The following is an 11,582-nucleotide window of genomic DNA, read 5'->3' as shown; positions in this document are numbered from 1 at the left end:
TTCGTAATAGTTGTAGAATTTGTGTATTTTCCATTTCGTGCAAAGATTTTTAAAACATATTATTTTCCTGGCCTCAATATCCTTAATCGGATATAGCTTAAGCTTTGGACAAGAGCGTCCCAAGCCTGAGGATCGCTTTAAGGCCTATGAATATATGGGGGAAATGTGGATGACAGGAAGTCTTGATCCTGTTGATATTATTGATTCATATCCCACCAAAAAACAGCTACGAAGAGGAAAAAGGCGTATCGCCAAGTTTACCAAGCTTCGTTGGAACATCCATAAGACTTATCCTTATGCTGTAAAGGTTGGAGAGGTCATGGAAGATGCGAATAAAGAGCTGGCGGGTATTCACGATAAAAAGGATCGGAAAAAATACCTGAAGTCTCGGGAAGAAGAGCTTTTTGGCAGATATGAGCAAGATCTTAGGAAAATGAGCCGTTCGCAAGGGAAAATGTTGGTCAAGCTCATTTCTCGTCAAACTGGAAATTCAACCTATCATCTGATCAAAGAAACCAAAAGCGGTGCTTCTGCCTTTTTCTGGCAAACGGTTGGGCGTTTGTTTGGTATAAACCTCAAGACAGAATACGATGCTGAAGAAGAAATGATGATAGAAGCCGTTGTCCATGAACTGGAAAGAGGAGGCTATAATATCGCCTATCGTACCTACAATTATGTGCTCACGGATTAGGACCTAATCTTCATCCGCCTCATTTCCCCGGGGACTCGTCCACCAGAAAAATCCCCCGATTCCATAACAGCATAAACTTAGGATCAATAAGCCCTGCCAACTCAGACTGGCTGCTCTCAGCTGTCCTCCTTTACCCGTACCCATATAGTCTCCCTGGAACTGGAATCCGTGGAGGTTCGCATTTTTATAGAAGAGAATAATGCTGCCTATCAGAAGGCCACTTCCTACTATACATGTCAGGTAGATAAGAATTTTGCTGGTCTCTCGCATAAATGGCGACTTTTGCTGTGGCAATGATGCATGAGAAGCAGCAATTATCTTACCATTGTCAGAGAAGGCTGATTAATGAAAGCTTCGTGCGTAGAGAGAAATCAGAAAGGCAAATACCGTAAATCCAAGTCCAGTCAGAAAGGTATTATAGGACCACTTCAAGTAGATAAACTTTTTGTCCAATACTTTCCCCAGAAAATACAGATCCCTTGCCATATTACCATAAACCAGTTTGTAATCCTGCATCATAGCATCAAAGGCTATTTCATAATCTTCGAGATCCAGGTCTACATAATTGCCGAAAAAGAGGAGATTTCTTTTGCGGATGTCCAAATCGTGCTTGGGCTTATTGAGTTTGGTTATCTCAGGCCTGGCTGAGAGAGTACCAAATGCCAGGGAAACCAGAGCTGTACATAAGAATATAATTCCTGATAAGTATGCAGCTGGATTTAAGTCAGTGATGCTTTCGAAAAAAACGATCAGAACACTGATCACGACCGAATTAAATTTGATCATGATATTGGCTTTCTTATCTGCGAGCGAGCTATAAGCGATATGGGTTCGATAGCTGTTTCTTAAAAAGGTGTCTATCCCTTTTTGTCCCGTCTTTTTCTTGGGTATACTAAATAAAGGGGGGGCTTCTAGAATTTCCACGTCATCTTAGATTTATAATTCCTTCACATGATAAGAGATTGTTTTTGAGAGAGAACTATACAAACTCAATGGAGGAAGTGACTTTTCTCATCTAGGACAAAAAACAAAAAGCCGCCTGCTTAGCAGACGGCTTCTTGGGTTGGATATCATAGCAAATACTATGATCTTCTAGATTTCTTTTTACTCTTTGGCTTGTTGATATTTGCCGGAGGTCTCTTGGTCTTTTCTTTTGTCTCCTCATCAGCTACTGGCTGAATACCACCACTGCGGTTAATCATATCCAGTGAAATCGGAGATGCAACGAAAATAGAAGAGTAAGTACCGACGATGATACCAATCAGGATCGCAAAGGTAAAGCCACGGATCACATCACCACCGAAGATGTACAGAATCAGTACAGTCAGGAAGGTAGTTACAGAGGTGATCAACGTACGGCTAATCGTTTGGTCTATAGAAGTATTGTAAATGGTCTCAAGAACCGAAGACTTCATTTCTCCCAGATTCTCCCTGATCCGGTCAAACACTACCACCGTATCGTTTATCGAGTAACCAATGATCGTCAGCAAGGCCGCAATCAATGCCTGGTCGATCTCAACGTTGAGGCTGATGTCAAACATGCTCAGGAAGGAGAATACTCCCAGTACAATCAATACATCATGGAATACAGCTACAACTGCACCCAGTGAGTACTGCCACCTGCGGAAACGCAAGAGGATATAAAGGAAGATGATGATGAGTGAGAATACTACCGAACGATAAGCTGCATTCTTGATATCGTTTGCAACTGTAGGTCCGACATCTGTACTAGACAGGATACTCACATCTCCATAGTTATCACCAATTCCGGTCAGCATGATGCTTTTAACCAAAGAATCTGCATTACGATCTTCTACCAGATAAGAGGTAGTGATCAGCAATTGGTTATCAGCTTCCAGCGTTTTGATCTGTGGAGCATTTTTATTGAAACTCTCCGTAAGGATACCACGAAGATCATTTACTTCTGTTGCATCAAGGTCTCTGGCAGTTGCTGCATCAGAGCTACCCTGAGTGAATTCAACGGTGTATTGACGACCTCCCTGGAAGTCTACCCCTGTTTTGAATCCAACTGTTCCAATCAGGATCAAGCTGGTTATAACCAGGGCACCGGATACCATGTAGAAGAACTTACGACGTCCTACCATGTTGATTTTGACTTTGTCAAAAAGTCCCATAGTGAAGTCGAATCCGAAGTTCATGGCATGACTGCCTTTATTTCCATAGTAATCCAGAATCAAACGCGTGATGATCAATGCTGAGATCAAAGAGGTAATGATACCGATGATCAGGGTTACTGCGAAACCTCTAATAGGACCTACTCCGAAGGTTACCAACACAACCCCTGTCAATAGGGTGGTTATGTTTGCATCCATTACAGAAGAGAATGCATTGGCGAAACCGGACTTAATACTCGCTTTGAGTGTCTTGTCCCTGCTCAATTCCTCCCGAATCCTTTCAAAGATCAGTACGTTGGCATCTACCGCCATACCTATCGTCAATACCAAAGCCGCAAGACCTGGTAGGGTAAATACAATGGTCATCGCTGCTGAAAGACCCAGGATAAAGATTGCGTTAGCAATCAGGGCTACGTTTGCAACCAGACCTGCTTTGGCATAATAAACCGCCATGAAGATCAGGATCACGATACCTGCATAGTACAGAGAGCTCAATCCATTTTTGATATTTTGCTCACCGAGGTAAGGTCCAACTGTCTGGCTACCTTCAATAATGGTAGTTACAGGAAGCTGACCAGCCTCAAGTACGTTGGCAAGGTCTTTCGCCTCATCAATGGTAAATCCACCACTGATTTCTGTACTACCACTACGGATCGCATCATTTACTCTTGGATAAGAATAAACTTTGTTGTCCAGCAATACAGAAACGAATTTGCCAATATTAGCTTCGGTGATCTGTCCCCAGTCTTTCGTTCCTTCAGAAGTCATACTCATGGTTACTACCGGAGCACCTGTTCTTCCGTTGAAGTCCTGACGAGCACTGGCAACAGCGTCTCCACCCATGGCAGGAGTGCCATCATCATTGGTCTTGATAGTGATCAGGTCATACAGATTGGTAGGACTACCCGTCTCATCATCAATCGGCTTATAAGACCATACAAAACGCATATCCGGAGGAATGAGGTTTTTGATTTCCTCTCTGGCAAAAATGGCATTGATGCGAGAAATATCCTGCTCAAGTGCACGTGCTACCAAAGGCTCAGTAACTCCATTGGCGATCATGGCATTATAGTCGAAAGTCTGAGCGAAAAGTCCGAATAGGGGATTTTCTGCTCTATACTTTTCCAATTCTGCCTGACGCTCTTCCTCGGTCATATCTTCAAAGGCCTTAGCCGAATCAGTACTAGCTGTATCGGGGCTGGCCAGGGTCGAGTCTGCATCTGCATCATCTTCTTCTCCTTCTTCTTCGCCGCTGTCTGCACTTGTTTCTGCTTCCCCATCTTCAGTAGAAGTGGCTTCTGCTGCTGCATCCTGCTCTCTTTTCAGGTAATCATTGATTTCGAAAAGTACCGGATAAGAGCGATCGACGGTATGGGTAGTGAAGAACTCCATTTTAGCCGTTTGCTTCAGAAGTCTTTTTACACGGTCTTCATCTTTTACACCGGGAAGCTCCAGAAGGATGCGGTTGTTGTCCAACTGCTGAAGGTTAGGAGAAACTACACCAAACTGGTCAATACGGGTACGAATAATCTGGAAAGTACGGTCCATGGCATCACGGGCCTTTTCTTCCAAAAATTCCTGCACTTGATCATCAGGAGTGTCAAAATCGATCTCTTGATCCGGATCAGCAAAGAGAACCCCTAATTGAGCTTCTGGATTTGCTGTCTTATAGCAATCGATGAAAAGAGGTACATAAGCTGTTGCTTCGGCTTGCCTTCTTTCTCTTGCACAGGCAAGTGCATTGGTGAAAGAAGTGTCCTGAATATTGCCTGCCAATTGGCGAACAATGTCCTCAATCTGCACCTGCATGGTTACATACATCCCACCCTGGAGGTCAAGCCCCAGAGTAAAAGAGTTTGCAGCTGCTTTCTGACGCTCATCAGCCATAGCTGTACGGATGCTGTCATAAGCACGCAGGGTTGCATATTCATTGTCTCCCCAGGAAGCAGTATCCTGAGTCAACTCATTTGCAGCCTCTCTATAAGGAGAGATCTGGTTTTCGATATTGTATTGTTGGTAGGTCCAATACAGGTTATAGGCACATATTGCTACAAATACCAGTAACAATCCTATAACGGTATTCTTATTTCTCATGAGATAATTTTCGTTTTAAAAAATAGAAGGTGAATGTTAGATATATATATGGGAAACCCATACAGGTATCTCAGATCAATGAAATGACCTAAGCTTGATTTAGTATTCTAAAGGGAAAATGTGCTAGGGAGCACGGGTTGGATGAACCAGCTTTACAAAGCTGATATGCGTGTGGTTGGCTGTAGGTAAGAATTCGGCTCGGATGTGCAAAGGAAGAATCCTGAACACTACACCAAACAGAAGCCCTAACCCTAGCCAAAAGATGGACAGAACTACCGGTTTGAGTTCTGTAAGGGCAAATACTTCGAGTGAACCATCCAGACTGAAGGCCTGAGAGTTTCTTAACTCTATATCGGCAATCTCCTGGAAGTAATGGTTATAGAAGCTTTTCTTGTTGATCTTCAAAAAGAAAATCATTGCCAGCGAGGCGGCAATAACAAGAATCAGATAATATGGAAATCTGTATAGCTTCATAAATAGGAAGCGCAAATATAGGCATATTAATAAACGAAGCAAAATGAGATAAGGTTCTGCTATTTCCATATCTCATTTTCTTATAGTACTTTCAAGCTGTAAGATGGCGAACGAAAAACAGAGTTTTAAAGATAGGCTGCACGAGATTGTCTTTGAGGCAGATACACCCACAGGTAAGACTTTCGATGTTACCTTATTGGTCTTCATTGTCCTGAGTGTACTGGTAGTCATGCTGGAATCTGTAGAAAGTCTGGGAGGCAAATACCCGGATCTCTTTTACTACCTCGAATGGGGCATAACTATCCTTTTTACCCTGGAATATTTGCTCCGGATCTGGCTCACAGGTAAACCCCTGAAATACATTTTCAGCTTTTATGGGATTGTAGACTTTCTGGCCATTTTACCTACCTACCTACCTCAGTATATTCTTTACGGGCACTCAATATCTGGCTACCATTCGTGCCCTGAGACTTCTGAGAATTTTCAGAGTATTTAAAGCTGCAAAGTATCTTAGCGAGGCGAGTACCTTATATAATGCTATCATTAGTAGTAGTCGAAAGATTACGGTTTTTTTGGTCGGAGTTTTAAGTGCAGTTCTGATCATTGGCTCGGCTATGTACCTGATCGAAGAAGGGGAGGGGAGCGGTTTTGACAGCATTCCGCATAGTGTGTATTGGGCCATAGTTACGGTCACTACCGTAGGCTATGGAGATATTGCTCCCGTTACTCCTATGGGACAATTTTTATCTGCCATCCTGATGATTCTGGGTTATGGGGTGCTGGCGGTTCCGACAGGTATCGTCTCCGCCGAACTCGTAAGAGGTGAGCTGGGAGAATTGCCTGAAGTCAGTACAAAGGCTTGTCCTTCTTGTAGCCTGGAAGGGCATGATATGGATGCGGTGCATTGTAAATTTTGCGGGGATGAGTTGTAGGTACAGGAATTATTTTCCTATCTGATCAATCATCCTATCCTGAGTTTCTATTATTTAGGTAGTTTTCCATTTGTACAACATGCTCAGATGGATAATGGTGAGCAATAGTCCCAGAAAAAATGCTGAGATTTCTCTTTCCCTTATCCCTCACTATGGGTTAATTTTCCTCCAAACTCAGCCTCTTTCAAATAGCTCATCCAAACCGATTTGCTTCTTTCCCACATCATCATCTCTATTCCATGTATGAGGGGCAAAAGTATAATACTGGCAATCCCACTGATCGATATAAAGACCATCAAGGCTTCATCTTCATTGAAAAAAGAGAAGGCATTTACCAATACACAGAGGTATATGATGAGGCTTAATTTCAGAATGGCAAAAAGATCTTTTTCCGGTTTTGAGAAAAAACGCAGCAGATATATGCCAAATATCATAATGGAAGTTAAGGAATGATACCATACATAGGGCCCCTTTGCCGGAGGGAGGTCTGAATAAAAATTGCTATCAATGATCCCAAGGAAAATGAAAAATCCGGGTGCAAGCGAAATCAGAAAAGCACCCAGTAATAGGAGGGAGAATTTTCGCATGGGCTTGGTAAACTTCAGGCACCAAAGGATCATAAAGACCATGGCAGTCAACCAAAATACAACAATCGTACTTTCAGTTAAGTATTGATAGCGACCATCCAGGATTTTTACCAAAAAGAAAGTGAGTAGTGGAACAAGGAATGGGACCAAGTATTTGGCATGGGTCCAGAAGGAGTTTTGTAGGGGTCTCTGTTTCACGGCTAATATCAGGAATTTGGTGTATACCAGATATTAGCTATTTAGTTGACGCTGACCAAGTAAGCTTAGGGGAACGGTTAAATATCCCTCCTCAATTGAAAGATCAATTACGCATTTTTTCCCTCCTGATCTTCAATTTCTTTCCCTTTTCCTATTTCTTCGATCAACTCAAGTTCCTCTTCATCTAACTGATCTTTTTCCCATTTCCCAACTAGTTTTAAATGGATAACAACCAGCCACACAATGAATATCTGGCTCAGAAGATTGACGGCTGAGGCTCCGGTAAAGAATTCATTTCGGTCCATAGCTTCTGTCTCCTCATACATAAAAACCAGGATACCGTAGTAAATACATTGGAAGATTATGGTCGCTCCTACCAGGTACAGTTTGCGATAATCAATTTTGCGAATGGGTTCTTTGTGCAGGGTTCTCAGAGAATAAAAAAACAATACGGCCATATTGCTCCCCATATAAAAACTCACTCCGGTAGTAGCATTAAAAGGGACCAGCATGGGTACCATAAGTCTGACAATGAGCAGCGTAAATAAGGGGAGAAAATGAGTTTGACTAAAAGGGCTGGTATATAAGTAGTAGATAGCCCCAACAGTGAGTATAACATTAATCAACTCCCTGAGTCGTACCAGTTCGGCTAATTCACCTAAACTTCCCACATATAAAATGACTACCATAATCAGGTAGGCAAAAACAGGCCAGGTATATCTAAGGGATTTAGTCATAGGTTATTAGCTTCCGGAAATCTTTTCTATTAAATCATCCAGAGAATTTATATTCTCTTTTTCCCGTTTCATTTTTCCCTCCCAGAAAAGCATATCAAAAATATGTACCACCGGAAGTATGCTGAGTAGCGAGATGACAGTAACTGCAGAGAATGTCAGAGTTGTATCATCATCAATAAACAAAAAATTAACAATAGCCAGAATTACTACCAGGAGGATAATGAGGAGCTTCAATACTGAAAAAGGGTCCTGTGCAGGTCGAAAATAAAATCGAAGCAGGTAAAAGAAAGCCAGGATCAATAAACCCAAACAAATTTGCCAGACAAAAAGAGGTCGATCGAGCCACCACTTTGCCATGTAATCAATATCCACCAGACTTGTTGCTCTCAGAAAAAGCGGAGAAAGGGTAAAGACCAGGCTAATGATGATAGCCGGGGTAAATCTGTGTTGCGGCTTACTATAGAAGAGGTACCATATAGCCCCAAACAATAGCATGCAGGTTCCGGAAATAATCAATACGGTATCTGTAAGCCTGTAGGAAAACATATTCCGCAGGACAAAGACATATAAGGCCCAGATAATGGGACAAATTGCCGGAACAAAATATTTGAGATACTTCCACATGGAGCCGAACCCAAATCCTTTCGCAAAGAGGAGGAATGCTATTTCAATCGAAAAATAGCAAATATGTTTTGAAAAGGAAGGCTCTGACTCGGGATGGACAAGTTTTTTTAACGGCTTTTAGACCAGAAGCGTGAAAAGATCCGGAGAATCATTGAGGTGTTGATAGTTGACCTCATATTCCTTCATACGATCAATCAGGGCTTCGAAATCATCCGACTTATTCAGCTCAATGCCTACCAAAGCAGGTCCGGCTTCGCGATTGTTCTTTTTGGTGTATTCGAAATGAGTGATGTCATCATTGGGTCCGAGTACATTAACCAAAAACTCACGGAGGGCGCCCGCTCTTTGAGGGAACCGAATTACAAAATAATGTTTGAGACCTTCATAGAGAAGAGAGCGTTCCTTGATCTCTTCGGTACGCATGATATCATTATTCCCCCCACTTATGACACAGACCACATTTTTCCCTTTGATCTTGTCTGCATATTGATCCAAAGCGGCTATTGCCAGCGCTCCTGCAGGTTCAGCAACAATGGCTTCCTCATTATAGAGTTGGAGAATAGTACTGCAAACTTTCCCTTCCGGAACCAGAAGCATATCATCCAGAACTTTTTTACAAATCTCAAAAGTCTTGATCCCTACTCTCTGGACAGCTGCACCATCTACAAATTTATCGATCTCCTCCAGGGTGATGAGTTTTTTTGCTTTGAGAGAATCATGCATAGCGGGTGCACCTGCTGGCTCAACTCCGATGATCTTTGTTTTGGGACTAAGTTGTTTTAGGTAGGAACCCAGGCCAGAAGCCAGGCCTCCTCCTCCGATTGCCAGGAATACATAATCTATCGGCTCATGGCTATCAGCCAGGATTTCCATAGCTACGGTTCCCTGACCTGCCATTACCTCAAAATCATCGAAGGGATGGATAAAGGTTTTCTGATGTGCAGCACAATCTCCCATAGCTGCGCTATAGGCTTCATCATAGGTATCTCCAACCAACACAATCTCAACCCTGTTTTGCCCAAACATTTGTACTTTCTGAACCTTCTGTTTGGGAGTAGTCCCGGGCATGAAGATTTTTCCGGAAATCTTGAGGGCATGACAGGAAAATGCTACGCCTTGTGCATGATTGCCAGCACTGGCACAGACAATTCCCCTTCGGGCCACTTCAGGATCCAGTTGAGACATCTTATTATATGCCCCTCTCAGTTTGTAGGATCGTACTACTTGCAGATCCTCCCGCTTCAGGCGGATCTTGCTCCTGAACTTATGGGAAAGGTTGAGGTTTTCCATTAAAGGAGTGCGCATGACAACTCCCTTTAGTCGCTCATTTGCCTCGACTATTTTTCCCAGAGGCAAAAGGCTCGTTTTTTCAGAGACCATGATTGTTGGAAAATGGGTAGTCGGCGATACACTCGCCGACTACATGATAAATTATGCGTTACTATTTGCGCTTTGTCTTTCTGGACGGAGCTCTCTTACAGCTGCTCCTGCACGCCACATTTCTGAATCTGCGATTGCCGCCAATTCTTCACCCAGCTTTTCTCTATACTGAGGATCACTATTAGCTTCTATCGTGATTCTTGCTTCATTTCCAGTTGCTACACTCTCATAGAGATCTGCAAAAACAGGTGCAGTAGCATCGCGGAAACGATCTTTCCAATCCAAAGCTCCTCTTTGTGCTGTTGTAGAACAGTTGGCATACATCCAGTCCATGCCATTTTCAGCAACCAAACGGATCAGAGATTGTGTCAATTCCTCTACGGTTTCATTGAATGCCTCAGAAGGAGAATGTCCTTTTTCTCTCAGAATATTGTATTGAGCTTCCATTACCCCAGCCAAAGCACCCATAAGGATACCTCTTTCTCCGGTAAGGTCGCTAAATACTTCTTTCTTGAAAGTTGTTTCAAAAAGGAATCCAGAACCAATACCAATACCGATAGCAATGATTTTTTCTCTGGCGTTTCCGGTAGCGTTTTGGTGGATAGCAAAACTGGAATTGATTCCTGCTCCTGCTAAAAAGTTTCTTCTCAAGCTGGTTCCTGAACCTTTAGGAGCTACAAGTACAACATCTACATTCTCAGGAGGAATTATAGAAGTCTGATCGTGATAGGTAATCGCAAATCCATGAGAGAAGCAAAGAGTTTTTCCTTCTGTCAGGTGAGATTTTACGGTTGGCCATGTGGCTATTTGACCTGCGTCAGAAAGCAAATTCATAATGATTGTAGCTTTTGCGCAGGCTTCTTCCAAGGAGAATAAAGTCTGTCCAGGTACCCAGCCATCAGCAACAGCTTTGTCCCAGCTAGCAGAATTTTCCCGCTGACCAATGATTACATTGAATCCATTTTCTTTCAAATTGAGTGCCTGTGCGGGCCCTTGCACGCCATATCCCAATACCGCCAGAGTATCTCCCTGAAGGATTTCTCTCGATTTTTCGAGGGGATATTCCTCGCGGGTTACAACCGTTTCATCGACGCCGCCAAAATTGATTACTGCCATTGTTCTTAATTAAAGCTTAATTAATAGTGTTGAGTTGAAATTGCCTCCGGGGAATCTTTTTCGTGTGGTGAATTCTTTTACCGGCTGGCAATCTATTTACATAGTTAGATATGATTTTATCATCAGGGGCTTCTTTGAGATAGCGATCGTACCTGAGCGGGAGAATCCTTGTATACCAAAGGGTTCCAGCTTATGGAATAGATCTATGGTTTCTCCCGGATGACCGGTTTTTTCCACCATGACATAATCCATAGTAATGCTAAGGACCCGGGCATTGTTTTCCCGAATGATACGTTCAAAACTATCAGAAGCCAGTTTATCCGTGGTAAGTTTATATAAGGCAATTTCCTGCATTACGACATCTTCCTCTCTCAGGATAAAGGCTTTGATTACTCCGATCAATTTGTCGATTTGCTTTCGGAGCTTTACTACCTGATCCTCTCTGGTATTGATCACAATGATGAAGCGGGAAATGCCTTCCACTTCGGTTTCTGAAGTGGTTAAACTTTCAATATTGATATGTCTTTGCGTAAAGATCGTAGTGATCCTGTGCAGAAGACCTACTTTATTCTCGGTAAATATGGATAAGGTATATGATTGATCTTCCATGGTTA

Annotated in this window: 11 protein-coding genes and 1 pseudogene; 2 read left to right on the top strand and 10 right to left on the bottom strand. The window is 42.7% G+C overall.

The genetic code is table 11. From position 1 onward, the window contains the following. The first annotated feature begins 37 nt into the window (after positions 1 to 37). Entirely contained in the window at positions 38 to 691 is a 654-nt protein-coding gene (locus tag R8P61_15470) for a DUF4294 domain-containing protein (GenBank protein ID MDW3648464.1), read from the top strand. A gap of 3 nt (positions 692 to 694) precedes the next feature. On the opposite strand, the gene R8P61_15465 is transcribed toward R8P61_15470, so the two are convergent. The 4 genes from R8P61_15465 to R8P61_15450 all read right to left on the bottom strand — a co-directional run bounded on the left by R8P61_15465 (position 695) and on the right by R8P61_15450 (position 5,394). After that, positions 695 to 961, bottom strand: a complete 267-nt coding sequence (locus tag R8P61_15465; protein MDW3648463.1) for a hypothetical protein — start codon at positions 959 to 961, stop codon at positions 695 to 697. Between the two features lie 72 nt (positions 962 to 1,033). After that, a complete protein-coding gene (locus R8P61_15460) occupies positions 1,034 to 1,615 on the bottom strand; it encodes a DUF5706 domain-containing protein (GenBank protein MDW3648462.1) in 582 nt (193 codons plus the stop codon). 158 nt (positions 1,616 to 1,773) lie between these two features. Beyond that, positions 1,774 to 4,920 (bottom strand): protein translocase subunit SecD, encoded by a 3,147-nt coding sequence (gene secD, locus R8P61_15455; GenBank protein ID MDW3648461.1) that lies wholly within the window; start codon positions 4,918 to 4,920, stop codon positions 1,774 to 1,776. Positions 4,921 to 5,043: 123 nt separating this feature from the next. Next, the gene (locus R8P61_15450) at positions 5,044 to 5,394 is read right to left on the bottom strand and encodes a hypothetical protein (protein MDW3648460.1); all 351 of its coding nucleotides are present in this window, start codon (positions 5,392 to 5,394) and stop codon (positions 5,044 to 5,046) included. Between the two features lie 103 nt (positions 5,395 to 5,497). Between R8P61_15450 and R8P61_15445 the strand changes: the two are divergent. After that, positions 5,498 to 6,326: pseudogene (locus R8P61_15445) on the top strand (ion transporter). 140 nt (positions 6,327 to 6,466) lie between these two features. Here R8P61_15445 and R8P61_15440 read toward each other — a convergent pair. The 6 genes from R8P61_15440 to ilvN form a co-directional block, all read right to left on the bottom strand. Beyond that, positions 6,467 to 7,111: a hypothetical protein gene (locus R8P61_15440; protein ID MDW3648459.1), complete on the bottom strand. Its 645-nt coding sequence runs from the start codon at positions 7,109 to 7,111 to the stop codon at positions 6,467 to 6,469. 107 nt (positions 7,112 to 7,218) lie between these two features. Continuing rightward, positions 7,219 to 7,848, bottom strand: a complete 630-nt coding sequence (locus R8P61_15435) for a hypothetical protein (protein ID MDW3648458.1) — start codon at positions 7,846 to 7,848, stop codon at positions 7,219 to 7,221. 6 nt (positions 7,849 to 7,854) lie between these two features. After that, positions 7,855 to 8,472, bottom strand: a complete 618-nt coding sequence (locus R8P61_15430; GenBank protein MDW3648457.1) for a hypothetical protein — start codon at positions 8,470 to 8,472, stop codon at positions 7,855 to 7,857. 117 nt (positions 8,473 to 8,589) lie between these two features. Then, positions 8,590 to 9,852, bottom strand: coding sequence for a threonine ammonia-lyase (gene ilvA / locus R8P61_15425; GenBank protein ID MDW3648456.1), 1,263 nt, complete (start codon positions 9,850 to 9,852; stop codon positions 8,590 to 8,592). A gap of 51 nt (positions 9,853 to 9,903) precedes the next feature. Continuing rightward, positions 9,904 to 10,968, bottom strand: a complete 1,065-nt coding sequence (gene ilvC / locus R8P61_15420; GenBank protein ID MDW3648455.1) for a ketol-acid reductoisomerase — start codon at positions 10,966 to 10,968, stop codon at positions 9,904 to 9,906. Positions 10,969 to 11,064: 96 nt separating this feature from the next. Further along, the gene (gene ilvN / locus R8P61_15415; protein MDW3648454.1) at positions 11,065 to 11,577 is read right to left on the bottom strand and encodes an acetolactate synthase small subunit; all 513 of its coding nucleotides are present in this window, start codon (positions 11,575 to 11,577) and stop codon (positions 11,065 to 11,067) included. Positions 11,578 to 11,582: the final 5 nt, after the last annotated feature.

This window comes from Bacteroidia bacterium, from assembly GCA_033391075.1.
GTDB lineage: Bacteria > Bacteroidota > Bacteroidia > J057 > J057 > JAWPMV01.
Note: the sequence above shows the minus strand (reverse complement) of the source record. Positions and strands in the feature narration are given on the sequence as shown.